This is a genomic window from Pseudomonas sp. NCHU5216 (genome assembly GCF_052156495.1).
GTDB lineage: Bacteria > Pseudomonadota > Gammaproteobacteria > Pseudomonadales > Pseudomonadaceae > Aquipseudomonas.
Genome location: NZ_JBQLIX010000008.1, coordinates 14,046 through 40,307, shown reverse-complemented (window position 1 = coordinate 40,307; position 26,262 = coordinate 14,046). Strand labels below are relative to the sequence as shown.

The following is a 26,262-nucleotide window of genomic DNA, read 5'->3' as shown; positions in this document are numbered from 1 at the left end:
CTGCCAATCCCCGGATTGCATCCGGGCTACGGGGGATGCTCAAAGGCCCTCTCCCCCGGCCCCTCTCCCATGAATGGGAGAGGGGGAGAAAATCGCTAGCGACGCTTGAGCTTCATCTTTTCCCGCCCCTCGGCCGGGGTCAGGGCGCGGCCGCCGAGGCGTTCGATGATCTCGATGGCGCGCTCGACCAACTGGCCATTGCTGGCGTGTACGCCACGATCCAGCCAGATGTTGTCCTCCAACCCCACGCGTACGTGACCACCGAGCAACATGGCCTGGGCGACCATGGGCATCTGCATGCGACCGATGCCGAAGCCGGCCCAGGTGATACCCGGCGGCAGGTTGTCGGCCATGGCCTTCATGCTGGTGGTGTCGGCCGGCGCGCCCCAGGGAATGCCCAGGCACAACTGAATCAGCGGGTCGTCCAGCAGCCCTTCCTTGATCATCTGCTTGGCGAACCACAGGTGGCCGGTGTCGAAGATTTCCAGCTCGGCCTTCACCCCCAGCTCGTTGATGCGCTTGGCGCCGGCGCGCAGTTGCGCCGGGGTGGAGACGTAGATGAAGTCGCCGTCGCCGAAATTCAGGGTGCCGCAGTCCAGCGTGCAGATTTCCGGCAGCAGCTCCTCGACATGAGCCAGACGGGTGATCGGCCCCACCAGGTCGGTGCCAGAGCCGAACTCCAGCGGCTGCTCGCCGCGGCCGATCTCCAGATCGCCGCCCATGCCGGCGGTGAGGTTGATGATCACGTCGGTGTCGCTCTCGCGGATGCGCTCGACCACCTCGCGGTACAACGCCACGTCACGGCTCGGCTTGCCGGTGTGCGGGTCACGCACGTGGCAGTGGGCGACGGTGGCGCCGGCCTTGGCCGCCTCGATGACGGCGGCCGCGATCTCCTTGGGGGTGACCGGGATCGCCGGGTGCTTGCCGACGGTGTCGCCGGCGCCGGTCACCGCGCAGGTGACGATAACCTCGTAATTCATCTTGGCTGTCCTGTTCAGGGCATGTGGAGGCCTACGGCAGGGCCGCAAGCGTTGAGAGTCAGGGAAGGGGCGCCGACCATGAGCCGGCGCCAAGGGTCAGTTGCCGGCCACCAGCGCCGCGTTGGCCGGTTTGCCGTCGAAAGTGGTGACGCCTTGCAGCCAGGTATCGACCACCTGCGGGTTGGCCTTGATCCAGTCGCGGGCCACCTGCTCCGGAGCCTTGCGTTCCATGATCGGCTGCATCAGCGCAGCCTCCTGCTCGCTGGTGAAGCGCAGGCCGGTCAGCAGGCGGTTGGCATTCGGGCAGCGCTGGGCGTAGTCCGGCGCGGTAACGGTGGACACGGTGGCCGCGCCATCATTGGGGCCGAACACGTCTTCGGTGCCGGTCAAATAGGTAATCTGTATGGACAGGTTCATCGGGTGCGGTTTCCAACCGAAGAACACCACCGGCTTGTGGTTGCGCACGGCGCGACCGACGGCAGCGAGCATGCCCGCCTCGCTGGACTCGACCAGTTTGAAGCCGCCCAGGCCGAACTGGTTGCTGTCGATCATCTTCTGGATCGCCGTATTGGCCCCGGAGCCGGCCTCGATGCCGTAGATCTTGCCGCCCAGCTCGTCCTTGAATTTGGCGATATCGGCCAGGGTCTTGAGGCCCTTGTCCGCGGTGTAACTGGGCACCGCAAGCACTGCCACGGCATCGCTCAGCGACGGTTCGGCGGCGACCTTCACGGCGCCGTCATCGAGGAAAGGCTTGATGTTGTCGTCCATGATCGGCTTCCAGTAGCCGAGGAAGGCGTCGAGCTGCCCCTTCTGGATGCCGGCGAAAATGATCTGCTGCGAGGCCTGGGTCTGCTTGGTTTCATAGCCAAGGCCATGCAGCAGCTCGCTGGCGACGGCGGTGGTGGCGACCACGTCGGTCCAGCCGACGGCGCCGATACGGACGGTCTTGCAACTGGCGTCATCGGCCAGCAGGGAGGTACTGAACAGGCTCAGGGTGCAGCACGCGACCAGCGCGGAAAGACCTTTCATCTGGGTGCTCCTCATCGTGTCACAGCGGTTTTATTTCGTTTTTCTAGAGGCCTTAGAACCTGTTCACGATCTCGCGAGCTAGAGCGATACAAGGCAAAAACAAGTGAGGAACGGTCGGAGTCGCGCTCGACTTTACGAATGGTAAATGAGCATGACTCGCTCCACTCGCCCCTACGGGGCCGCACCATAGGTGCGTTAGCCGCAAGCGGCTTTCCGAACTTGTTTTTAACGCAGTAGCGCCGACGCGCAGCAGATCGTGGATGGGTTCTCGGCCCCCACCGTGCTCGGGGATTTTCCTCCCGCGATGAAAACACCTTACGCTTGGCTTCGGCGCCTGATTCGCACTTTTTCGACCATTCGTTGACCTATACCGACTTTCTGCTTAGATGAAAGCCATGTCTCGGCATGCGTAGCCCGGATGCAATCCGCGAATCCCGCTCCCGGATTGCATCCGGGATACCCGCCATCCTGCAATCTGTCCTGACCTCTATGCCCCAGACCTTCTGCTTCCTGTTGCTGCCCGGCTTCTCGATGATGGGCCTGATGTCGGCCATCGAGCCGTTGCGTGTGGCCAATCGTTTTCGCGGCGAGCTGTATCGCTGGCGCCTGCTCAGCCAGGACGGCAACGCCGTGCAGGCCAGCAATAGCATGTCGCTCAATGTCGACGACAGGCTGCAACTACCGGATGACACCTATGCGCTGTTCGTGGTGGCCGGTTTCGAGCCGCTGGCGCACTACGACCACCACCTGGCGCACTGGCTGCAGCGGCGCGAGGCCGAGCTGGCCGTGCTCGGCGGTATCGATACCGGCAGCTTCGTCCTGGCCGAGGCCGGGCTGTTCCAGCACCAGCGCCTTACCCTGCACTGGGAGGCCATCGAGGCCTTTCGCGAGCGCTACCCGGCGCTACTGGTCACCCAGGAGCTGTTCGAGATCGACGGCAAGCGCATCACCAGCGCCGGTGGTACCAGCAGCCTGGATCTGATGCTGGGGCTGATCGGCCAGGCGCACGGCGAATCACTGGCGGTGCAGGTGTCGGAACAGTTCGTGGTCGGCCGCATCCGCACGCGCCTGGATCACCAGCGCATGCAGGTGGCCAGCCGCTACGACCTGCACAACAAGAAGCTGGTACGGGTGATCGGTGAGATGGAGCGCGAGTGCGAGCAACCGCTGTCCAGTGAGGCCCTGGCCAACAAGGTCGGCATCAGCCTGCGCCAACTGGAGCGGCTGTTCCGTCATCATCTGCACACCACACCATCGGCCTTCTACCTCGGCCTGCGCCTGGACAAGGCGCGCCAGTTACTACGGCAGAGCGATCTGAGCGTGCTGGAGGTGAGCCTGGCCTGCGGCTTCGAGTCGTCGAGTTATTTCTCGCGCTGCTACAAGGCGCATTTCGACGTGACGCCGAGCGAGGACAGGCACGAACGCCTGCCCCACGGCTGAAAGAAGCGTGCCCGGAACCGGGCACGCACTGGTATCAGGCCGAGCGGCCCATCTCGGTAAGCGCCGACTGCACCAGAGGGTGCAGGTTCTCCCCCCGGCGCTCCAGTTGCCAGGCCATCAGCTCGATGCGCATGGCTGGCGTCCAGAAGCTCTGAATGTGCTGCTGAACGCCCTTGACCGCCTGTTCCTGGTCCGGCTCGGTGGCGAAGAACTGGGCGATCTGATTGGCCATCTTGACCAGGTTTTCCGCACTCATCGACGCACCTCGGCTTTCTCTCGTTTACGGCGCTCGCTGAGCAGACGCTGCTGCTCGTCGCTGAAGGCCTGGTAGCGTTTCTGCCATTCCGACGGCTGGTACACGCGCGTCACTTCCACCGCCGTGACCTTGTATTCGGGGCAATTGGTCGCCCAGTCGGAGTTGTCGGTGGTGATCACGTTGGCACCGGACTCGGGGAAGTGGAAGGTGGTGTACACCACCCCCGGCGCCACCCGCTCGCTGACCTTGGCGCGCAGCACGGTCTGCCCGGAGCGGCTGCCCACGCCGACCCAGTCGCCGTCGGCGATGCCGCGGCTTTCGGCGTCGCTCGGGTGGATCTCCAGGCGATCCTCCTCGTGCCAGGCGACGTTATCGGTACGCCGTGTCTGCGCGCCGACGTTGTACTGGCTGAGGATGCGGCCGGTGGTGAGCAGCAGCGGGAAGCGGCTGTTGACCTTCTCCTCGGTCGGCACGTAGCCGGTGAGCATGAAGCGCCCCTTGCCACGCACGAACTCTTCGATGTGCATGGTCGGCGTGCCGTCCGGCGCCTCGTCGTTGCACGGCCACTGCAGGCTGCCGTGGCGATCCAGCTTGTCGTAGCTGACGCGGGTGAAGGTGGGCGTCAGGCTGGCGATCTCGTCCATGATCTGCGACGGGTGCTGGTAATCCATCTTGTAGCCCAGCGCTTCGGCCAGGGCGATGGTGGCTTCCCAGTCGGACTTGCCCGCCAGTGGCTCCATCACCTTGCGCACGCGCGAGATGCGCCGTTCGGCGTTGGTGAAGGTGCCGTCCTTCTCGAGGAAGGAGCTACCCGGCAAGAACACGTGGGCGAACTTGGCGGTTTCGTTGAGGAAGATGTCCTGCACCACCACGCATTCCATCGCCGACAGCGCGGCCGTGACGTGCTGGGTGTTGGGGTCGCTCTGGGCGATGTCCTCACCCTGGCAGTACAGCGCCTTGAAGGTGCCGCCGAGCGCCGCCTCGAACATGTTGGGGATGCGCAGGCCCGGATCGGGCTGCAGGGTCACGCCCCAGGCCTGCTCGAACTGGGCACGCACCTCGTTGTTGGACACGTGACGATAGCCCGGCAACTCGTGCGGGAAGGAGCCCATGTCGCAGGAACCCTGCACGTTGTTCTGCCCGCGTAGCGGGTTGACGCCCACGCCTTCGCGGCCAATGTTGCCGGTGGCCATGGCCAGGTTGGCGATGCCCATGACCGTGGTGCTGCCCTGGCTGTGTTCGGTGACACCCAGGCCGTAGTAGATGGCCGCGTTGCCGCCAGTGGCGTAGAGGCGTGCTGCCTCGCGGATCAGTTGCGGGTCGACGCCGCAGATCGGCCCGAGCACTTCCGGCGAGTTCTCCGGCTGGCTGACGAAGGTGCTCCAGCGGGCGAAATCGGCCGCCTCGCAGCGCTCGTCGACGAACGGCTGGTTGACCAGGCCCTCGGTGACGATGACGTGGGCCAGGGCGTTGAGCATGGCCACGTTGGTGCCCGGGCGCAGTGCCAGGTGGTAGTCGGCACGAGCGTGCGGCGAGTCCACCAGATCGATGCGCCGTGGGTCGATGACGATCAACCGTGCGCCCTGGCGCAGGCGACGTTTGAGCTGCGAGCCGAATACCGGGTGCGCGTCGGTGGGGTTGGCGCCCATCACCAGAATCACGTCGGCCAGCATCACCGAGTCGAAGCTCTGGGTACCGGCAGACTCACCCAGAGTCTGCTTGAGGCCGTAGCCGGTCGGCGAGTGGCAGACGCGCGCGCAGGTGTCGACGTTGTTGTTGCCGAAGCCGGCACGTACCAGCTTCTGCACCAGGTACACCTCTTCGTTGGTGCAACGGCTGGAGGTGATGCCACCAATGGAATCGCGCCCGTACTTGAGCTGGATGCGGCGGAACTCGCTGGCGGCGTAGGTCACCGCCTCGTCCCAGCTGACTTCCTGCCAGGGGTCGTTGATGCTCTTGCGGATCATCGGCTTGGTGATGCGATCCGGGTGGGTGGCGTAGCCCCAGGCGAAGCGGCCCTTGACGCAGGAGTGGCCATGGTTGGCCTGGCCGTTCTTGTCCGGCACCATGCGCACCAGTTCGTTGCCCTTCATCTCGGCGCGGAACGAGCAGCCGACGCCACAGTAGGCGCAGGTGGTGATCACGCTGCGCTCGGGCTGGCCCTTCTCGACCACGCTCTTTTCCATCAGCGTCGCCGTCGGGCAGGCCTGCACGCAGGCGCCGCAGGACACGCACTCGGAGCTGAGGAAGTCGTCGCCGCCGGCAGCCGCCACGCGCGACTCGAAGCCACGGCCCTCGATGGTCAGGGCGAAGGTGCCCTGGGTTTCCTCGCAGGCGCGCACGCAGCGGTTGCAGACGATGCACTTGCTCGGGTCGTAGTCGAAGTAGGGGTTGGAAACGTCCTTGGCTTCGCTCAGGTGGTTGGCGCCGTCGTAGCCGTAACGCACCTCACGCAGGCCAACCTGACCGGCGACTGTCTGCAGTTCGCAGTTGCCGTTGGCCGAGCAGGTCAGGCAGTCCAGCGGGTGGTCGGAGATGTACAGCTCCATCACGTTGCGGCGCAGGGTGGCCAGTTTGGAGGTCTGGGTGCGTACCACCATGCCTTCACTGACCGGCGTGGTGCAGGAGGCCGGGTAGCCGCGCATGCCGTCGATCTCCACCAGGCACATGCGGCAGGAGCCGAAGGCTTCCAGGCTGTCGGTGGCGCAGAGTTTGGGGATGGTGGTGCCGAGCATGGCGGCAGCGCGCATCACCGAGGTGCCGGCCGGCACGCTGATGCTACGCCCGTCGATGCTCAGGCTGACCTGCACCTCGCTCTCGCGAGCGGGGGTGCCGAAGTCGGTGTCAGTGGCGGGGTCGAAATAGCTGATCATTGTTCTGCCTCCGAGGTCTTGAGCCCGAAGTCGCCAGGGAAGTGCTTGAGCGCACTGCTGACAGGGAAGGCGGTCATGCCGCCGAGTGCGCACAGCGAGCCGTGCGTCAGGGTATCGCAGAGATCCTTGAGGATGATCACCTGCTCGTCGCGCGCGGCATCGTCGGGCGCCGCCAGCAGGCGGTCGACCACCTCGACGCCACGGGTCGAGCCGATGCGGCAGGGGGTGCATTTGCCGCAAGATTCCTCGGCGCAGAACTCCAGGGCGAAACGCGCCATCTGCGCCATATCCAGGCTGTCATCGGCCAGTACCACACCACCGTGACCGAGCATCGCGCCCATGGCGGCGAAGGCTTCGTAGTCCAGCGGGGTGTCGAACTGCGAAGGCGGCACCCAGGCGCCCAGCGGGCCACCGATCTGCGCCGCCTTGATCGGCCGGCCACTGGCGGTACCACCGCCATAGCCTTCCACCAGCTCGCGCAGGGTCAGGCCGAAAGCGCGCTCGACCAGGCCACCCTGGCGGATGTTGCCGGCCAATTGGAAGGGCATGGTGCCCAACGAACGGCCCATGCCGAAATCACGGTAGAACGCCGCGCCACGTGCCAGGATCACCGGGATCGAGGCCAGGGTGAGCACGTTGTGCACCAGGGTCGGCAGGCCGAACAGGCCTTGCAGAGCCGGCAGCGGCGGCTTGGCGCGCACGGTGCCACGCTTGCCTTCCAGCGATTCCAGCAGCGAGGTTTCCTCACCGCAGATATAGGCGCCAGCGCCGACACGCACTTCCATGTCGAAGGCGCGACCGCTGCCGGCCACATTGGCACCGAGCAGACCGGCCGCGCGGGCGACTTCGATGGCCTCACGCAGCGCCTGCACGGCTTGCGGGTATTCGGAACGCACGTAGACGTAACCCATGGTGGCTTCGACCGCCAGGCCGGCAATCGCCATGCCCTCGATCAGCACGAAGGGGTCGCCTTCCATCAGCATGCGGTCGGCGAAGGTGCCAGAGTCGCCTTCGTCGGCGTTGCACACCACGTATTTCTGCGCGGCCTGGGCGCCGCGCACGGTGCGCCATTTGATGCCGGCCGGGAAGGCAGCGCCGCCACGGCCACGCAGGCCGGATTCGAGCACTTCGGCGACGATGCTGTCACCGTCCATGCCGATGGCGCGGGTCAGCCCCTCGAAGCCGCCCGTGGCGCGGTAATCGTCCAGCGCGGTGGGGCGGGTGATGCCGGCGCGGGCGAAGATCAGGCGCTGCTGGCTCTTGATGAAGGGTAGTTCCTCCACCAGGCCCACGGCGCTCGGGTGTTGATTACCGCCATTGGTCAGGGCATCTAGCAGACTACCGGCCTGGTCGGCGCTCAGCGGGCCGAAACCGAGACGGCCTTCGCCGCTGTCGACTTCCAGCAGAGGCTCCAGCCAGTACATGCCGCGCGAGCTGGTGCGTTGGATCTCGACTGCCAGTTGCCGACGTTCGGCCTCGTCACGCAGGGCGTCGGCCAGTTGGTCGGCACCCACGGCGCGGGCGATGGAGTCGCAAGGTACATAGAGCTTCAGCATGGCGTTTTCTCCAGGCAGCCCTCGACCAGTTGCTGCAGGCGCTCGGGGGTTACCCGGGCGTGTAGTTGGCCGTCGAGCTCCAGGGCCGGCGAGCAGGCGCAGGCGCCCAGGCAATAGACCGGGCGCAGGCTGATCTGGCCGTCCTCGCTGGTGCCGTGGTCATCCAGCCCGAGGTGCTCGCGCACCTGTGCGGCCAGTTGCTTGGCACCGCGGCTCTGGCACGACTCGGCCAGGCACAGGCGCAGGATATGCTTGGCCGGCTCACTGGTGCGGAAGTCATGGTAGAAGCTGATCACCCCACGCACTTCGGCCTGGGTCAGGTTCAGGGCATGGGCGATTTCGGCGATGGCGACATCGGGCACATGGCCGATGCCTTCCTGGATGGCATGCAGGACGGGCAGCAGGGCACCGGGGGTGTCCTTGTGTTCGTCCAGCACGCCTCGAATCAAAGGCAGGTGAAGCGTCTCATCAGGCATTACAGCGTTCCTCGGTCACAGGCCATGCGTGGCGTCATCGCAGCCTGGAGGTTTCGGCTGTGGCGATCCGGCTTGCCACGGCAGCAGCGCGATCACCAACTAGAAAGGCCAAAGCCGGGCGTCTGCGCGCACGTGCCTGGGCATTAGCGGAGCTTGCCATTCCCGCGCCAGAAAAATTGCACTCCTGCGACGCCATGCATACTGAAACCGACGCCGCAGACGAACAGCGCCCCCTTCATCCTTTATAGACCCTCGCGCTTCGACTCACCGCCCGGGCGCCCCACTTCGCCCAAATGACAGGCAGCCTGCGTACCCTGAGCGGGCACGAAAGCGACGTACCGAAGCCCACATGTCCATCCGCGACCGGCTTGACGTTTTCGGCAATCCCCCAGTCGTTTTTGCACGATAGCGGCCAAATCCCCAGGGATATGCTCCCCCCAAAGCGCCGACAGCCGATTCGGCGCAGCAGAACCCAAGGGGACAGCCTGATGAGCCCAGCCGAATTGCACGCCGACAGCATCGTCATCGACGGTCTGATCATTGCCAAGTGGAACCGCGAACTCTTCGAGGACATGCGCAAAGGGGGCCTGACCGCCGCCAACTGCACCGTGTCCGTGTGGGAGGGTTTCCAGGCCACCGTCAACAGCATCGCCGCCAGCCAAAAGCTGATTCGCGAGAACAGCGACCTGGTGATGCCGGTACGCACCACCGCCGACATCCGCAAGGCCAAGGAGCTGGGCAAGACCGGCATCCTCTTCGGCTTCCAGAACGCCCATGCGTTCGAGGATCAGATTGGCTACGTCGAGGTGTTCAAGCAGCTCGGCGTGGGCATCGTGCAGATGTGCTACAACACCCAGAACCTGATCGGCACCGGCTGCTACGAGCGTGACGGCGGCCTGTCCGGCTTCGGTCGCGAGATCGTCGCCGAGATGAACCGCGTCGGCATCATGTGCGACCTGTCCCACGTCGGCAGCAAGACCTCCGAGGAAGTCATCCTCGAGTCGAAGAAGCCGGTGACCTACTCGCACTGCCTGCCTTCCGGCCTGAAAGAGCACCCGCGCAACAAGTCCGACGAAGAGCTGAAGTTCATCGCCGATCATGGCGGTTTCGTCGGTGTGACCATGTTCGCCCCCTTCCTGGCCAAGGGCATCGACTCGACCATCGACGACTACGCCGAGGCCATCGAGTACGTGATGAACATCGTCGGTGAAGACGCCGTCGGTATCGGTACCGACTTCACCCAGGGCCACGGCCAGGATTTCTTCGAGTACCTGACCCACGACAAGGGCTACGCCCGCCGCCTGACCAGCTTCGGCAAGATCATCAACCCGCTGGGTATCCGTACCGTCGGCGAGTTCCCCAACCTCACCGAAACCCTGCTCAAACGCGGCCATTCCGAGCGCGTTGTACGCAAGATCATGGGCGAGAACTGGGTGCGCGTACTGGCCGACGTCTGGGGCGAATGATGAACACCCGCGGAGCCTACTGCGCCCACCGATAGCTGCGTCGCGTCCTCGCGACAAGCTCGCCGTACAGTCGTACTGCTCTCGCTTGTCGCTGCGGGTCTCCTTGCTCTCGGCGTGCTCGCTACGGCTCCACAGGCATTCATCCGCATTTTTAAACACGCAAGATAACGAATTCTGGAGTTTGAACACATGGCCACCCACGCCCCCGAAATGCCCATCCTGGTCGACGACGAAACCGGCGTTTGGACCACCGACGCCCTGCCGATGCTGTACGTGCCGCGGCATTTCTTCGTCAACAACCATATCGGCATCGAGGAAGTGCTCGGCGCCGAGAAGTACGCCGAAATTCTCTACAAGGCCGGCTACAAATCCGCCTGGCACTGGTGCGAGAAGGAAGCCGAGTGCCATGGCCTGTCCGGCGTGGCGGTATTCGAGCACTACATGAAGCGCCTGTCGCAGCGCGGCTGGGGCCTGTTCAAAATCCAGTCGATCGACCTCGACGCCGGCACCTGCGAAGTGCGCCTGGATCACTCGGCCTTCGTCTACGTCTACGGCAAGTGCGGGCGTCCGGTCGACTACATGTTCACCGGCTGGTTCGCCGGCGCCATGGATCAGATTCTGCAGGCTCAGGGCAGCAGCATCCGTACCGTGGCCGAGCAGGTCTACGGTGCCTCGCAGGAAGGCCATGACCACGGTCTGTTCCGCGTCAAACCGCTGTAAACAATAAAAGGTATTCGCGAGGGCTTCAGCCGCGACCAATCGCCACTGAAGCCCCTCTCGACAAAAGGCCCCAGGCCGCTTTTCCGTGAGGGTGCCGCAATGGCTTTCGAAGCAATGTTCCAGCCGATCCAGATCGGCAAACTGACCATCCGCAACCGCGTGCTCTCCACTGCGCACGCCGAGGTCTACGCCACCGACGGCGGCATGACCACCGAGCGCTACGTCAAGTATTACGAAGAGAAGGCCAAGGGCGGCATCGGCCTGGCCATCTGCGGCGGTTCGTCCGTGGTCGCCATCGACAGCCCGCAGGAATGGTGGAGTTCGGTCAACCTGTCCACCGACCGCATCATCCCGCACTTCCAGAATCTCGCTGACGCCATGCACAAGCACGGCGCCAAGATCATGATCCAGATTACCCACATGGGCCGCCGCTCGCGTTGGGACGGTTTCAACTGGCCGACCCTGATGTCGCCGTCCGGCATCCGTGAACCCGTGCACCGCGCCACCTGCAAGACCATCGAGGTGGAGGAAATCTGGCGCATCATCGGCAACTATGCCCAGGCCGCGCGCCGGGCCAAGGAAGGCGGCCTGGACGGCGTCGAGCTGTCCGCCGTGCACCAGCACCTGATCGACCAGTTCTGGTCGCCGCGCGTGAACAAGCGTACCGATGAATGGGGCGGCACCTTCGAGGGCCGCATGAAGTTCGGCCTGGAAGTGCTCAAGGCCGTGCGCGCCGAAGTCGGCGACGACTTCTGCGTGGGCATGCGCATCACCGGTGACGAGTTCCACCCGGACGGCCTGTCCCACGAGGACATGAAGCAGATCGCCGCCTACTACGACGCCACCGGCATGCTCGATTTCATCGGCGTGGTGGGTTCGGGCTGCGACACCCACAACACCCTGGCCAACGTCATCCCCAACATGAGCTTCCCGCCGGAGCCCTTCCTGCACCTGGCGGCCGGCATCAAGGAAGTGGTCAAGGTACCGGTGCTACACGCGCAGAACATCAAGGACCCGAACCAGGCCACCCGTATCCTCGAAGGCGGCTACGTGGACATGGTCGGCATGACCCGTGCGCACATGGCCGACCCGCACCTGATCGCCAAGATCAAGATGGGCCAGATCGACCAGATCAAACAATGCGTCGGCGCCAACTACTGCATCGACCGTCAGTACCAAGGCCTGGACGTGTTGTGCATCCAGAACGCCGCGACTTCCCGTGAGTACATGGGCGTACCGCACATCATCGAGAAAACCACCGGCGCCAAGCGCAAGGTGGTGATCGTCGGCGGTGGCCCTGCCGGTATGGAAGCGGCACGCGTCGCCGCCGAACGTGGCCACGACGTGACCCTGTTCGAGAAGCAGGAGCAACTGGGCGGGCAGATCACCCTGGCGTCGAAGGCGCCGCAGCGTGATCAGATCGCCGGTATCACCCGCTGGTACCAGTTGGAGCTGGCGCGTCTGGGCGTCGATCTGCGCCTGGGCACCGCGGCCGATGAAGCCACCATCCTCGACCTCAAGCCCGGCATCGTGGTGCTGGCCAACGGCGGTCACTCCTTCATCGAGCAGAACGAGCACTGGGGCGCCGCCGAAGGTCTGGTGGTGAGCAGCTGGGATGTGCTGGCCGGCAAGGTCGCGCCGGGCAAGAACGTGCTGGTGTACGACACCATCTGCGAATTCACCGGCATGTCGGTCGCCGACTTCCTCGCCGACAAGGGCTCTCAGGTGGAGATCGTCACCGACGACATCAAACCGGGCGTGGCCATGGGTGGCACCACCTTCCCCACCTACTACCGCAGCCTGTACCCGAAAGAAGTGATCATGACCGGCGACCTGATGCTGGAAAAGGTCTACCGCGAAGGCGACAAGCTGGTCGCCGTGCTGGAGAACGAATACACCGGGGCCAAGGAAGAACGGGTGGTCGACCAGGTGGTGGTGGAGAACGGCGTGCGTCCTGACGAAACGCTGTACTACGCCCTCAAGGACGGCTCGCGCAACAAGGGTCAGATCGACGTCGAGGCGCTGTTCGCGATCAAGCCGCAGCCCTGCCTGTCCGAGTCGGGCGACGGCTACCTGCTGTTCCGCATCGGTGACTGCGTGGCCCAGCGCAACACCCACGCGGCGATCTACGACGCCTTGCGCCTGTGCAAGGACTTTTAAGCAGCCGCATGCCACAAGCTGCAAGCTGCAAGCAGAGGCGCCCGTCGCTTTCAGCTTGAGGCTTGCAGCTTGAAGCTTGTAGCTGCCCCTCGGGGGCTCTCATGCTGAACGTAATCCTTCCCATCCTGCTCTTCGCCGCCCTGGCCCTTGCGGTCATTGGCGCGGCCAAGCGCTTCTTCATGTGGCGTCGCGGTCGGCCAGCCAAGGTCGACTGGATTGGCGGCCTGCTGAAGATGCCGCGCCGCTATCTGGTGGATCTGCACCATGTGGTCGAGCGCGACAAGTACATGTCCAAGACCCACGTGGCCACCGCCGGCGGTTTCGTCCTGGCGGCCGTGCTGGCCATCGTCGTGCACGGTTTCGGCCTGCATAACCGCATCCTCGGTTTCGCCCTGCTGGCGGCCACGGCGCTGATGTTCGTCGGTGCCCTGTTCGTCGCCAAGCGCCGCCTCGACCCACCGTCGCGCCTGTCGAAAGGCCCGTGGATGCGCCTGCCCAAGAGCTTGCTGATGTTCGCGGCGAGCTTCTTCATCGCCACGCTGCCGGTGGCCGGGATTCTGCCGGTCGGTTTCGGTGGCTGGGTGCTGGCGGCCATTCTCGCCGTTGGCGTGGCCTGGGGTGTGTCCGAGCTGTTCTTCGGCATGACCTGGGGCGGGCCGATGAAGCACGCCTTCGCCGGTGCCCTGCACCTGGCCTGGCACCGCCGCGCCGAGCGTTTCGGCGGCGGTCGCTCCACGGGTCTGAAAGCGCTGAACCTGGACGACCCGAAAGCCCCGCTGGGGGTGGAAAAACCCACCGACTTCACCTGGAACCAGTTGCTCGGCTTCGACGCCTGCGTGCAGTGCGGCAAGTGCGAGGCCATGTGCCCGGCCTTCGCCGCCGGCCAGCCGCTGAACCCGAAGAAGCTGATCCAGGACATGGTTATCGGCCTGGCCGGTGGCAATGACGCCAAGTTCGCCGGTTCGCCCTACCCGGGCAAACCGCTGGGCGAGCACAGCGGCGGCCCGCACCAGCCCATCGTCGACCTGAACGGCAAGGCCCTGGTGGATGCCGAGACCCTGTGGTCGTGCACCACCTGCCGCGCCTGCGTCGAGGAATGCCCGATGATGATCGAGCACGTCGATGCCATCGTCGACATGCGCCGTCACCTCACCCTGGAAAAAGGCGCCACGCCGAACAAGGGCGCCGAGGTGCTGGACAACCTGATCGCCACCGACAACCCGGGCGGCTTCAACCCCGGCGGTCGCCTGAACTGGGCGGCCGACCTGAACCTGCCGCTGCTGGCCGACAAGGGTGAAACCGATGTGCTGTTCTGGGTCGGTGACGGTGCCTTCGACATGCGCAACCAGCGTACCCTGCGTGCTTTCGTGAAGATCCTCAAGGCAGCGGGCGTCGACTTCGCCGTGCTCGGCCTGGAAGAACGCGACAGCGGCGACGTGGCTCGTCGCCTGGGTGACGAAGCGACCTTCCAGCACCTGGCCAAACGCAATATCGCCACCCTGGCCAAGTACCGCTTCAAGCGCATCGTCAGCTGCGACCCGCACAGCTTCCACGTGCTGAAGAACGAGTACGGCGCCCTCGGCGGCAACTACCAGGTACTGCACCACAGCACCTTCATCGAAGAGCTGGTGCGCAAGGGTTCGCTGAATCTCGGCCAGAGCAAGGCCGCCAGCGTGACCTACCATGACCCCTGCTACCTCGGCCGTTACAACGGCGAGTACGAGGCGCCCCGCGCCGTGCTCAAGGCCATCGGTATCGAGGTCAAGGAGATGGAACGTTCCGGTTTCCGTTCGCGCTGCTGTGGCGGCGGTGGCGGTGCACCGATCACCGACATCCCCGGCAAGCAGCGGATTCCCGACATGCGTATGGTCGACATCAAGGAAACCGGTGCCGAGGTGGTGGCCGTGGGTTGCCCGCAGTGCACCGCGATGCTCGAAGGTGTGGTCGCACCGCGCCCGGAGATCAAGGACATCGCCGAGCTGGTGGCCGAGGTGTTGATCGAAGCCACCGAAGTGCCGGCCAAACGCCCGGCCAGCAAGCGCGAACTGGCGGAGGCGCAGTGATGAAACGACACTCCCAGCCCATTCAGGAGGCCCAGGCATGAGCGATATCATCCGCCGCGACCCTCGTGCCGAGTGGATCGCCCGCAACCGCCTGCACCCGCTGCATGCGGCCATGCAGAGCCAGAACCAGACCAGCTGGATGGGCCCCAACGGCCTCATCCGCAAGAACCCGCACGCCATCGCCGCCGGCTTCGTCGGCCCGGCCGGGCTCAAGCGCATCGACCGCAGCGGCGCCCAGCAAGGCACCGGCGGCAAGCGCAGCAGTGCCAGCGCCGAGGTGCAACTGCCGCTGCACGTGGTCGAGCAACCGGCCTTCCACGTCTGCGTGGTGCCGGACATGGTCGGCGGACGCCTGTCCAGCCATGACAAGGACCTGCTCGGCCTGGCTCGCAACCTGGCCGGTGCCAACGGCGCCGTGGTGGCCGTGGTGTTCGGCGAGGACAAGGAAAGCGCCTTCGACACGGCCGGCGTCGATCGCCTGCTGCGCATCAGTGGCGAGGCCTTCGACGGCTACGCCCCGGAAACCCGCGTGCTGGCGCTAAGCGCCGTGGAAAGCCAACTGGCGCCACGTCATTGGCTGCTGCCCGACAGCCGCACCGGTGGCGGCGAACTGGGTCGGCGCCTGGCCGCCAAACTGGGCGAGCGCCCGGCCACGCGCGTCTGGCAGGTGGCCGGCGAGCAGGCCATCGGCCGTGCCGGCAGTGGCCAGCAGGACATCCAGCGCGCCCTGCCGCGACTGATCCTGGCGGCAGTCGAGTGCGCCGAGCCGGTCAGCGAGACCCGTCACGAAGTCCGTCCGTTGGAGCTGGAGGCGAAAGTCGCCCACAGTCTGCCGCGCATCGAGGATCTCGGCCCGGTGGCCGTGGATCCGGCGCAGATTCCCATGGCCGAGGCCGAATTCATCCTCTCCGGCGGCAACGGCGTGAAGGACTGGAACCTGTTCCACCAGGCCGCCGTCGCCCTCGGTGCCACCGAAGGCGCCTCGCGCGTGGCGGTGGACGATGGTTTCATGCCGCGTGATCGCCAGGTTGGCGCCACCGGCACCTGGGTGACCGCACGCGTCTACCTGGCCGTCGGCATTTCCGGCGCCATCCAGCACCTGCAGGGCATCGGTGCCTGCGACAAGGTGGTGGCAGTGAACATGGATCCTGGCTGCGACATGATCAAACGTGCCGACCTGTCGGTGATCGGTGACTCGGCGGCTATCCTTGCGGCCCTGATGGAACGTGTCGCCGCCTGGCGCCAGGAGGGCAAGCGTGAAGCGGCCTGAACCCTGCACGGCGCGGATGCACAGCGCAACCCTCAACACCCATCCCCGGATTGCATCCGGGCTACGGGGGAGCCATGACTGATCTGAATATCGTTGCCCTGATCTCGGTCGGCGCCCACCCGACCTCGGGTCGCCCGCGTCGCGCCGAACAGGACGCCCGCGCCGTGGAGCTGGGCCTGCGCCTGAGCGGGCAGAAGCTGCAACTGCTGCACGCCGGCGACCCACAGGCCGAAGCCCTGCGTGGCTACCTGGGCATGGGTCTGGAACAAATCGACGTGCTGGAACAACCCGAAGGGGCCGATGCCCTGCCACTGCTGGTGGACTACCTGCAAGGCAGTCGCACCCAGCTCGTGCTCACCGGCAGCCAGGCGGAAACCGGCGAAGGCTCCGGCATGCTGCCGTTTCTGCTGGCCGAGCGCCTGGGCTGGCCCATGGTGGTCGGCCTGGCCGAGGTGGAAAAGGTGGAAAACGGCGTGGCTCAGGTGCTGCAAGCCTTGCCGCGGGGTCAGCGACGCCGCCTCAAGGTGCGTCTGCCCTGCGTCGCCAGTGTCGACAACGCCGCCCCGGTCGCCCGCCAGAGCGCGTTCGGCCCGGCCCGCCGCGGCCAGATCGAAGCGCATGAGGTCACAGTGGTGGACGACGTGCTGCTGGCCGAGGCCAGCCTGCAACCGGCCAAACCGCGGCCCAAGCGTCTCAAGGTGATCAAGGCCAAGACCGGCGCGGAGCGCATGAAAGCCGCCACGGCCAAGGCCAGTGGTGGGGGTGGCAAGGTACTCAAGGACGTCTCGCCGCAGGAAGGCGCGGAGGCCATCTTCAAGTTGCTGGTCGAAGAAGGCGTACTGCGCTAACAGGTGCCAGCACGACAGCCAGTCCTGACAGGCTGGAACAGGGGGTCGCTCGAAGCTAAGGCTTCGAGCCCACCGCCGAGTGAAGGAAACGCGTAATATCCTGGGTACCCTGTCGACTCGCCTGGGTTTTCAAACGCTTGCCTTGTCATAAGGAGCCACGACCATGATGCATGCCGACCTGATCGACCAGGAAGACTTCCGCGAGCGCCTGGTGGCGCTGGGCCTGAGCATTCCTCCGGGCGCCTCGCCGGAGCAGGCCTGCGAGCTGGCCGTCAGCGGCCTCAGCGCCGAACGCGCGGTAGCCCTGCGCCGCTTGGTGGAAGAGATGCTCGGCGGCAGCGCCACGTTGCTGCCCAACGTACGCGAAGCCATCAGCAAGCATCTGCTGCCGGCACTGGTGCCAAAGCCTGCCTGAGCGATGGTTTCCCCGGTGCGCCTACAGGCGCTGGTGTCAAAGCCGGCCTAAGCGACAGTTTTCCCGGTGCGCACAGCGCACCCTAGGGGCCTGAACAGCCCGACAAGGGTTCGAGCCATGTGGGAGGGGCTTGAGCCGCGACCTCAAAAAAAACGGGGCGCCAATGGCGCCCCGTTTTCATTGCGGCTCGACTCAGATCCGCACGCTGGCGAAGGTCGATTCGCCCTGGGCACGGCTGAGCGCCAGCACAGCGCTGGAGTTGACCTGATGCTCGGGAATCGGCAGCAACATCACCAGGTTGTTGCCCTGCTGGCCAGCACGCTCATCCCGTGGCGGAATGCCGAAGTATTCGCGGTAGCACTTGGAGAAGTGCGGCGTGGAGACGAAGCCACACACCGAGGCCACTTCGATGATCGACATGCTGGTCTGCTTGAGCAGTTGGCGCGCACGGATCAGGCGCAGCTTGAGGTAGTAGCGCGACGGTGAGCAGTGCAGGTACTTCTGGAACAGACGCTCGAGCTGACGCCGGGAGATGTCGACGAAGCAGGCCAGCTCGTCGAGGTCGATCGGCTCTTCCAGGTTGGCCTCCATCAGCGCGACGATCTCCTGCAGCTTCGGCTGGTTGCTGCCGAGCATGTGCTTGAGCGGCACGCGCTGGTGATCCTGCTCGTTGCGGATACGCTCGTAGATGAACATCTCGGAGATGCCGGCGGCCAGTTCGCGACCATGCTGCTGGCCGATCAGGTGAAGCATCATGTCCATCGGCGCGGTGCCGCCGGACGAGGTGTTACGATTGCGGTCGATGGAGAACAGACGGGTGGTGATGGCCGCACGCGGGAAGGCTTCCTGCATCGAGGCCAGACACTCCCAGTGCACGCTGCAGTCGTAACCGTCGAGCAGCCCGGCCTTGGCCAGCGCCCAGCTACCGGTGCACACCGCGCCGAGCTGACGGCCCTGACGTGCCTGCAATTGCAGCCAGCTGACATGCTCACGCTTGACCGCGTGCTGGATGTCCACGCCACCGCAGACGATCACCGCGTCCAGCGCCGGCGCGTTGCTCATGGCGGCATCCGGGGTGATCTGTAGGCCGTCGCTGGCCACCACCGGCTGGCCGTCGTGGGTGAGCGTATGCCAGCGATACAGTTCCTTGCCGGAAAGCTGATTGGCCATGCGCAGAGGTTCTACCGCCGAGGCGAGCGAGATCAGAGTGAAATTGTCCAGCAGCAGAAAGCCGACGGATTGCACACGGTTTTGGGGCTGTGCCCCTTGGCTGAACTGCGACATCGGTGTAGCCCTCACGCTAAAGCACGGTAACTACCCGCCAAAGGCGGGTGGCTGTTTTGTTATGGCGCCGGTTCTAGACCAGCTGGTCATGAATATCAGGCAAAGCCCGTGCCTAAATTGATCATGCCTTCAATAAAAAATCAGACGCGCGCCGCTCGGGCTTTCCAAGCCGTCGAAAGACGCCCGCCACAGACATGCAATGACCCATTCCAGGGAGCCCTGTGCATTTCGGTAGCACTGCCAAAGGTATCCCCTGCATGGGCACTCAAGGGCAGTAACGGATGAGCGGTAACAGATGGTGTTACAGCCTGCACGCAGGCGCATTCGTCACGCACCAAAAACTGGCGAAAAAAGCACCACTCGCCCCAGTAAGATTCAAGGACAAGGGTCGCTGCGCGAGCGTTCTGCCATCACTGCAAGGCCCGGCCTAGACAGCCTGAGCTGCGCGGCAGCGGATCGACCATCAAGCCACGACAGGCTCCTGAGACCAAGGCGCCAGGCCTCCCTGCCAGACGACGGCAAACCAGCCGAGCTGCGCCCGTTTCGATCGATTACGCCACGCAAGCGACGCAGCGCGTCTGTCCTGGATATGTGGAGGTCGTTTTTCGCCCGACAGACGGCCCATCAATTGCTTTGCAGTCAGCCTTCGACTCACGTCCTCTCGAACCAGGCAGGAGTGCTCCATGCAAAGATTCGCTCATTGGTTGTTCGCGTTTGCTCTGCTGTATGTCGCTCACCTGCAGGCCGCCGAAGCCGAGCGCTGCGAACTGGTCACCTTCGCCGACGTCGGCTGGACCGATATCACCATGACCACGGCCGTTGCCCGCCTGGTGCTCAACGACCTGGGCTATCGCACCAGGGTCAAGCGCATGCTCCTTCCGCAGACCTACCAGGCGCTCTCGGACGGCCAGATCGATGTCTTTCTCGGTAACTGGATGCCGGCGCAGGCGCAACTGATAGAACCCCACCTGCAAAGCGGTCGCATCGAAAAGCTGCACACCAATCTGCCAACCGTTCGCTACACCCTCGCGGTACTGGAACCGGCCTATAACGCCGGTCTGCATGATTTCGCCGACATCCAGCGCTTCAAGGATGAGTTGAGCGGGCAGATCTTCGGTATCGAACCCGGTAACGAGGGCAACCAGATGGTCAAGAACATGATCCGCGACAACGTCTTCGGCCTGGGTGGCTTCACCCTGGTGGAAAGCAGCGAAAAAGGCATGCTCAACCATGTCGAACGCGCCCAGCAGCTAGGCAAGTCGGCCGTGTTCCTCGGCTGGGAGCCGCACCCGATGAACGATCGCCTGCGCATGTTCTACCTCTCCGGTGGTGACCAGTATTTCGGTCCCAACTACGGAGCCGCTCAGGTCAATACCGTGGCGCGTGGCGGCTTCAGCAGCGAATGCCCGAACCTGGCCCGCTTGTTTCGCAACATGACCTTCACCATCGCGGCGGAAAATAAGTTGATGAGCGGTGTGTTGGAAGGCAATACCAACCGCCGGCGGGTGGCCAAGGAGTGGCTGGAGAACAATTCCGCAATGGTCAGCACTTGGCTCGAGGGCGTGCAGCGACGGCCCTGATGAACGACATTACAAAGGCGGCAAAGATAGTCCCAGGTGCGAATTAAGGCCGTCTTCGCTCAGCCGGTTTTTCACTGCGGCCATGTCAGCGAACACCTGAGCTCGGTCACCCTGACAATGGACTGCAGCAAGGACTTTTTTCGCGGCGAGATGACCTTTTGCGGCCTGTCACTGTCAATTTTTTTCAACACAAGCGCAGCCCCCATGAGACGGCGCCTGCAGCCCCAGGAGCGGTCTCCGAACCGCGCCGCACGGGGCTTCCAGGCTTGACCTGGGGGTAAAAAGATCTGTTAAGGTTTTTAAGGTGTTCATCAGAACCACTCATTCGGTCTCAGGTACAAGTGGTATCCGGCGTCCTGGAGCGGTCGCTGGCCGGCGGCTCCTCAGCGGCGAAAAGGCAGATACGCAGTGAACAGCGTCATGTCGTCGCCCACTACGTCAGAGTCGTAATTCGATAATTGCGCAGCCTCCAAGGCTATATCGTTGAGTCAGCCGACAACGTCGCTGCCGACTCCCGAAGAGGAGCGGCAGACCAGGGCCCACAACCCTGGACCGAAGAATACAAGCGCTGGCCCAGCACCCATGCGATGCCAGCCCAACAAGAAATTTCGGATGTACGCATGCTTCAGGAAGAAGCATGAAACCCCAAGGGATTGGATTTCGAAACACTGCCAGAGGGTTTGGAAAGCGGTTTGCAGCACGGCAAGGCGACCATCACTCATCGACACGATTCAACGGCGCGACGGACGGCAGCAGCAGCCGCCAACGTGCCGACCGCGTGTGTTCGAGTATCAGCTCCCCGCCAGCGCAGCGAAACGTTCGCCAACCTCGACTTTCAGAAAACACCCACAGATATCAGAGGCCTGTCATAGCTGTTCTACGCTCAGATGACGCGTGCCCAGCCGTGCCGGTGCCGAAAGACTATCGCCTGAAGGGGAAACGTCCCATGCAGTCTGGAAAGATCGTGGTCGAGCACCTGTACAAGGTTTTCGGCTCCAACCCACAAGAAGCCATCGACCTGCTCAAGGAAGGCTGGAGCAAGGAGAAGATCCTTGCCGAGAAAGGCGCGGTGATTGGTGTCAGTGACGTGTCGTTCAGCGTCGAAGAGGGCGAGATCTTCGTCCTCATGGGCCTGTCCGGCTCTGGTAAATCAACGCTCATCCGCCTGATCAATCGCCTGGTCGAGCCCAGCGCCGGCGACGTTTACATCGATGGGCAGAACGTGGCCAAGCTGCCGGAGTCGCAACTGATCGACCTGCGCCGTCGCGACATGAGCATGGTCTTCCAGTCCTTCGCCCTGATGCCCTCGCGCAGCGTGCTGGACAATGCCGCCTTCGGCCTGGAAGTGGCCGGGGTCAGTCGCAAGGAGCGCGAAAAACGCGCCATGGACGTGCTCGAGCAGGTCGGCCTGGACACCTTCGCCCACAAATACCCGAACGAGCTGTCCGGCGGTATGCAGCAACGTGTCGGCCTGGCCCGTGCCCTGGCGGTGAACCCGTCGATGATCATCATGGACGAGGCCTTCTCCGCCCTCGACCCGCTCAAGCGCCGCGAGATGCAGGACGTGCTGCTGGAGCTGCAGAAGACCCATCGCCGCACCATCATCTTCGTCTCCCACGACATCGAAGAAGCCATGCGCATCGGTAGCCGCATCGGCATCATGGAAGGCGGCAAGCTGATCCAGGTCGGCACCCCGCAGGAGCTGATCGAGAACCCTGCCAACGAATACGTGCGCAACTTCTTCGATACCGTCGACACCAGCCGCTATCTCACTGCCGGCCAGCTCAAGGCCGACAGCGTGCCCACCTACGTGTACAACGGCAAGGCGCCGGATGCCACGCGCATCTGCAAGGAATTGCAGGCGCTGGACAAGCACTATGCGTTCATCGTCGACGAGAACAATCACTTCCAGGGCTCCATCAGCCTGGAGAAGATCGCCTTGATGGTCGATGGCGACGAACCCCGGCCGCTGGAGAACGACGCCCTCAAGCAGGTCATCCCGGTACCGGAAGACATGCCGCTGGAGGACGTCATCAGCCGCCTGGTGGACAACGAAGGGCCGATCCCGGTGGTGGACGCCGAAGGTCATTACTGCGGTGCCATCAGCAAGGGCCGTCTGTTGACCCGCCTGCAGGGAGAATCCTATGAATGACAGCAAACTCGACCTGGGTAGCTGGGTCAACGACGTCGTCCAGCACCTGCTGGACAACTACAGCGGTGTATTCGACAACATCGGCAAGGTGGTCAGTGGCTTCTCCGAAGGCATCGAAAGCCTGCTGATGCTGCCGCCGGCCTGGCTGCTCATCGCCATTTTCGTCGGTCTTGGCCTGTGGCGCATCGGCGTGCGCTTCGCGGTCTTCACGGCGGTGGCCTTCATCCTCATCGTCATGACCGGTTTCTGGGAGCAGACGGTGGTGACCCTCGGGCTGACCTTCTCCTCGACGCTGATCAGCCTGCTGCTGGGCATCCCCCTGGGCATCTGGGCGGCGCGCAGCGAGCGCGTGGCCACCATCATCCGGCCGATCCTCGACTTCATGCAGACCATGCCGGCGTTCGTCTACCTGATTCCGGCGGCCATGCTCTTCGGCCTGGGCCGCGTACCCGGCATCATCGCCACGGTGATCTTCGCCATGCCGCCGGCCGTGCGCCTGACCAGCCTGGGGATTCGCCAGGTGAACAAGGAGATCGTCGAGGCCGGCCAATCCTTCGGCTGCACCAGCCGTCAGTTGCTGTTCAAGGTGCAACTGCCCAACGCCATGCCGTCGATCATGGCCGGGGTCAACCAGACCATCATGATGGCTCTGTCCATGGTGATCATCGCCTCCATGGTCGGTGCCGGCGGTCTGGGTAACGACGTACTGGCGAGTATCCAGCGTCTGGATATCGGTCTAGGCTTTGAGAGCGGCATGGCCGTGGTGTTGCTGGCGATCATCCTCGACCGCATCACCGAGAGTTTCGGCACCAAGCAGCCTGCCAAGCGTGGCGTGTTCGCCTGGTTCAGCGGCAAGCTGCAGCGCCAGTCCACCTAATTCGTTTCACTTCACAGGGAACCGCTAGATGAAATCGTTCAAGACCACCGCCGCCATCGGCCTGCTGTCGTGCGCACTGATGCAGGGCGCCATGGCCGCAGAGCCGGCGAGCTGCAAGCAGGTGCGTTTCGCCGAGATCGGCTGGGCCGACATCGCCGCCACCACCGGCGTGGCCATGACCCTGACCGAAGGCCTGGGCTATCAGCCGCGCAAGATCATGGCCTCGGTGCCCATCGCCTTTACGGGTGTGAAGAGTGGCCAGGTCGATGTATTCCTCGGTTACTGGGCCCCTTCGATGGACTCGGTGATCGAGCCCTTCCTCAAGAACGACGGGGTCAAGGTACTGCCCAAGGCCAACCTCGAAGGGGCCAAGTACACCCTGGCAGTGCCCACCTATGCTGCCGAGGCTGGCCTCAAGAGCTTCCAGGACATCGCCAAGTTCAAGGATCAACTGGGCGGCAAGATCTATGGCATCGAGCCGGGTAACGACGGCAACCTGCTGATCGACGGCATGATCAAGAAGAACCAGTTCGGCCTCGGCGACTTCCGCATGGTCGAGTCCAGCGAAGCCGGCATGCTGGTACAGGTGTCGCGCGCCATCAAGAAGAAGGAGCCGGTGGTGTTCCTCGGCTGGGCGCCGCACCCGATGAACACCCAGTACGACATCACCTACCTGGCCGGTGGCGATGACGTGTTCGGCCCCGATTACGGCGCGGCCAAGGTCTACACCGTGGTACCGCCGGATTACGAAGCACGCTGCGAGAACGTCGGCAAACTGCTGAACAACCTGCAGTTCACCGTCGAAATGGAAAGCCAACTGATGGAGAAGGTACTGGAGAAGGAAGACCCGCAGAAAGTCGCCAAGGCCTGGATCAAGGCCAACCCGGCGGTGCTGGACAAATGGCTGAGCGGCGTGACCACCTTCGATGGTCAGGATGGCGTCGCCGCCGTGAAGAAATACGTCGGGCTGTAACAGGCCACGACCCGATTCGGGCACGTACCCCAGGGTGCGAGCCCGGAAACCTCCTCGCTTGACGCTAGCGGCCGATTCTCGGCCGTGACGGGGGAGACCTTGCCCGCGAACCCACACACTGCTGCGCAACCGGGTTTCGCAAGGCCCGCAATGAGAACGAGCCAGTCAACGATTTTGCAACTGCCACTCACTGATGGAGCACAACAAACATGCGCGTATTGAAAAACCTCTGCCTTGGCGCTGCAGCCCTGGCCATCGGCATGGGCAGCGCCCTGGCTGCCGACAAACCCACTCTGAAGATCGGTTACGTGAACGGTTGGGACGATAGCGTCGCCGTCACCTATGTCGCCGGTGAAATCCTCGAAAGCCGCCTCGGCTACAAGGTCGAGCTCAAGCCGGTCGAACCCGCCATCATGTGGCAGGGCGTGGCCCGCGGCGACCTCGACGCCACCCTCTCCGCCTGGCTGCCGGCCACCCACGGTGAGTACTACGAGAAGCTCAAGGACAAGGTGGAAATCCTCGGCACCAACTATGAAGGCGCCAAGATCGGCCTGATCGTGCCGGACTACGTGCAGGCCAAGAGCATCGAAGACCTGGAGAAATACGCCAAGGACTTCGACGGCAAGATCACCGGCATCGACGCCGGTGCCGGCGTGATGCGCCGCACCGAAGACGCCATCAAGCAATACAACCTCTCCAGCATCCGCCTGATGCCGAGCTCCGGCCCGGCCATGGCCACCGCCCTGGCTCGCGCCGAGAAGTCGCAGAAGCCGATCGTGGTCACCGGCTGGATTCCGCACTGGATGTTCGCCAAGTGGAAACTGCGCTTCCTGGAAGATCCGAAGAAGGTCTTCGGTGACGACGAGCATGTCGACACCGTGGCCAACCCCGATCTGAAGGCCAAGGCCGCCGACGCGGCTGCCTTCCTCAGCAAGATCTCCTGGAGCGGTGAGGAAGTCGGCTCGGTCATGCTCGCCATCCGCGAAGGCGCCAAGCCGGATCAGGCCGCCAAGGACTGGATCGCCAAGCACCCGGATCGCGTGGAAAGCTGGCTGAAATAAACCTCTGCCCCGGTAACAGCACAGAGCGGGCTTCGGCCCGCTCTGTCGTTTCTGCTCGCAGCACACATCGCCTATTGGCAAGGCGGTGCGCACGGCGCACCCTACGCCATGTAATTGATCGCTCAATCAAAAACCGCCTAGACTGCGCCCTCCTGTTTCCCATGGAGAGCCCCATGCCCAAGGTCGGCATGCAGCCCATTCGTCGTTCGCAACTGATCGCCGCCACCCTGGAAGCCGTCGACCAGGTCGGCATGGCCGATGCCAGCATCGCCTACATCGCCCGTCTGGCCGGTGTCTCCAACGGCATCATCAGCCACTACTTCAAGGACAAGAACGGCCTGCTCGAGGCCACCATGCGCCACCTCATGCAAGCGCTACGCGATGCCGTGGCCGAACGCCGCAAGGAGCAGGTCGAGGACAGTCCGCGCGCCCATCTGCGCGCCATGATCGATGGCAACTTCGACGACAGCCAGGTCAGCGGCCCGGCGATGAAGACCTGGCTGGCGTTCTGGGCCAGCAGCATGCACCAGCCGGCATTACGGCGCCTGCAGCGGGTCAATGATCATCGCCTCTACTCCAACCTCTGCGGCCAGTTCCGTCGTACCCTGCCACAGGATCAGGCGCGCCTTGCCGCCCGTGGCCTGGCCTCGCTGATCGATGGCCTGTGGTTGCGCGGCGCGCTGTCCGGCGAAGCCTTCGACACCGAACAGGCCCGCCGTATCGCCTACGACTACCTCGATCTGCAACTGCGCAAAGCCTCGTAGGGTGCGCTGCGCGCACCAT

General features: G+C 64.1%; 21 protein-coding genes. 14 read left to right on the top strand and 7 right to left on the bottom strand.

From position 1 onward, the window contains the following. Positions 1-95: 95 nt before the first annotated feature. Both ACSVIK_RS08485 and choX read right to left on the bottom strand, forming a co-directional pair. On the bottom strand, positions 96-980 hold the full coding sequence (locus ACSVIK_RS08485; RefSeq protein WP_442443906.1) for a 3-keto-5-aminohexanoate cleavage protein: 885 nt from the start codon (positions 978-980) through the stop codon (positions 96-98). A 96-nt stretch (positions 981-1,076) separates the two neighbouring features. Then, positions 1,077-2,009, bottom strand: a complete 933-nt coding sequence (gene choX, locus ACSVIK_RS08480; protein WP_442443905.1) for a choline ABC transporter substrate-binding protein — start codon at positions 2,007-2,009, stop codon at positions 1,077-1,079. A gap of 489 nt (positions 2,010-2,498) precedes the next feature. Here choX and ACSVIK_RS08475 point away from each other — a divergent pair, with 489 nt between their 5' ends. After that, positions 2,499-3,449 (top strand): GlxA family transcriptional regulator, encoded by a 951-nt coding sequence (locus tag ACSVIK_RS08475; RefSeq protein ID WP_442443904.1) that lies wholly within the window; start codon positions 2,499-2,501, stop codon positions 3,447-3,449. A gap of 34 nt (positions 3,450-3,483) precedes the next feature. Here the strand turns inward: ACSVIK_RS08475 and ACSVIK_RS08470 are convergent, their stop codons facing one another. From ACSVIK_RS08470 to ACSVIK_RS08455, 4 genes are read right to left on the bottom strand one after another with little or no spacing between them, the layout of a single operon-like run. Then, positions 3,484-3,705, bottom strand: coding sequence for a formate dehydrogenase subunit delta (locus ACSVIK_RS08470; RefSeq protein ID WP_268180859.1), 222 nt, complete (start codon positions 3,703-3,705; stop codon positions 3,484-3,486). Further along, entirely contained in the window at positions 3,702-6,578 is a 2,877-nt protein-coding gene (gene fdhF / locus ACSVIK_RS08465; RefSeq protein ID WP_442443903.1) for a formate dehydrogenase subunit alpha, read from the bottom strand. The genes ACSVIK_RS08470 and fdhF overlap by 4 nt, the downstream gene beginning before the upstream one ends. Then, a complete protein-coding gene (locus ACSVIK_RS08460; protein WP_442443902.1) occupies positions 6,575-8,134 on the bottom strand; it encodes a formate dehydrogenase beta subunit in 1,560 nt (519 codons plus the stop codon). Before ACSVIK_RS08460 ends, fdhF begins: the two co-directional genes overlap by 4 nt. After that, on the bottom strand, positions 8,128-8,610 hold the full coding sequence (locus ACSVIK_RS08455; RefSeq protein WP_442443901.1) for a formate dehydrogenase subunit gamma: 483 nt from the start codon (positions 8,608-8,610) through the stop codon (positions 8,128-8,130). Before ACSVIK_RS08455 ends, ACSVIK_RS08460 begins: the two co-directional genes overlap by 7 nt. Positions 8,611-9,098: 488 nt before the next feature. Between ACSVIK_RS08455 and ACSVIK_RS08450 the strand changes: the two genes are divergently transcribed. The 7 genes from ACSVIK_RS08450 (at position 9,099) to ACSVIK_RS08420 (ending at position 17,552) form a co-directional block, all read left to right on the top strand. After that, positions 9,099-10,076, top strand: coding sequence for a dipeptidase (locus tag ACSVIK_RS08450; protein ID WP_442443900.1), 978 nt, complete (start codon positions 9,099-9,101; stop codon positions 10,074-10,076). A gap of 189 nt (positions 10,077-10,265) precedes the next feature. Next, on the top strand, positions 10,266-10,796 hold the full coding sequence (locus ACSVIK_RS08445; protein ID WP_268180855.1) for a 4-vinyl reductase: 531 nt from the start codon (positions 10,266-10,268) through the stop codon (positions 10,794-10,796). Between the two features lie 99 nt (positions 10,797-10,895). Next, entirely contained in the window at positions 10,896-12,956 is a 2,061-nt protein-coding gene (gene dgcA, locus ACSVIK_RS08440) for a dimethylglycine demethylation protein DgcA (RefSeq protein WP_442443899.1), read from the top strand. A gap of 101 nt (positions 12,957-13,057) precedes the next feature. Continuing rightward, positions 13,058-15,019 carry a dimethylglycine demethylation protein DgcB gene (dgcB, locus tag ACSVIK_RS08435; protein ID WP_442443898.1) on the top strand — a complete coding sequence of 654 codons (1,962 nt, stop codon included), beginning with the start codon at positions 13,058-13,060 and terminating at the stop codon, positions 15,017-15,019. Between the two features lie 37 nt (positions 15,020-15,056). Then, positions 15,057-16,289 (top strand): electron transfer flavoprotein subunit alpha, encoded by a 1,233-nt coding sequence (gene etfA / locus ACSVIK_RS08430; RefSeq protein WP_442443897.1) that lies wholly within the window; start codon positions 15,057-15,059, stop codon positions 16,287-16,289. A gap of 74 nt (positions 16,290-16,363) precedes the next feature. Beyond that, a complete protein-coding gene (gene etfB, locus ACSVIK_RS08425) occupies positions 16,364-17,137 on the top strand; it encodes an electron transfer flavoprotein subunit beta (RefSeq protein WP_442443896.1) in 774 nt (257 codons plus the stop codon). 163 nt (positions 17,138-17,300) lie between these two features. After that, entirely contained in the window at positions 17,301-17,552 is a 252-nt protein-coding gene (locus tag ACSVIK_RS08420; protein ID WP_442443895.1) for a hypothetical protein, read from the top strand. A gap of 192 nt (positions 17,553-17,744) precedes the next feature. Here ACSVIK_RS08420 and ACSVIK_RS08415 read toward each other — a convergent pair whose 3' ends face one another. Further along, entirely contained in the window at positions 17,745-18,836 is a 1,092-nt protein-coding gene (locus ACSVIK_RS08415; protein WP_268180848.1) for a GlxA family transcriptional regulator, read from the bottom strand. 683 nt (positions 18,837-19,519) lie between these two features. Here ACSVIK_RS08415 and ACSVIK_RS08410 point away from each other — a divergent pair. The 6 genes from ACSVIK_RS08410 to betI all read left to right on the top strand — a co-directional run bounded on the left by ACSVIK_RS08410 (position 19,520) and on the right by betI (position 26,243). Continuing rightward, a complete protein-coding gene (locus tag ACSVIK_RS08410) occupies positions 19,520-20,416 on the top strand; it encodes a glycine betaine ABC transporter substrate-binding protein (RefSeq protein WP_442443894.1) in 897 nt (298 codons plus the stop codon). Between the two features lie 946 nt (positions 20,417-21,362). After that, positions 21,363-22,568, top strand: a complete 1,206-nt coding sequence (locus ACSVIK_RS08405) for a quaternary amine ABC transporter ATP-binding protein (RefSeq protein WP_442443893.1) — start codon at positions 21,363-21,365, stop codon at positions 22,566-22,568. Continuing rightward, entirely contained in the window at positions 22,561-23,445 is an 885-nt protein-coding gene (locus ACSVIK_RS08400; protein ID WP_268180844.1) for an ABC transporter permease, read from the top strand. Before ACSVIK_RS08405 ends, ACSVIK_RS08400 begins: the two co-directional genes overlap by 8 nt. 28 nt (positions 23,446-23,473) lie before the next feature. Then, positions 23,474-24,418 (top strand): choline ABC transporter substrate-binding protein, encoded by a 945-nt coding sequence (locus ACSVIK_RS08395; RefSeq protein WP_442443892.1) that lies wholly within the window; start codon positions 23,474-23,476, stop codon positions 24,416-24,418. 209 nt (positions 24,419-24,627) lie between these two features. Further along, on the top strand, positions 24,628-25,479 hold the full coding sequence (locus ACSVIK_RS08390) for a glycine betaine ABC transporter substrate-binding protein (protein WP_442443891.1): 852 nt from the start codon (positions 24,628-24,630) through the stop codon (positions 25,477-25,479). A gap of 173 nt (positions 25,480-25,652) precedes the next feature. Continuing rightward, positions 25,653-26,243, top strand: coding sequence for a transcriptional regulator BetI (gene betI, locus ACSVIK_RS08385; RefSeq protein ID WP_442443890.1), 591 nt, complete (start codon positions 25,653-25,655; stop codon positions 26,241-26,243). Positions 26,244-26,262: the final 19 nt, after the last annotated feature.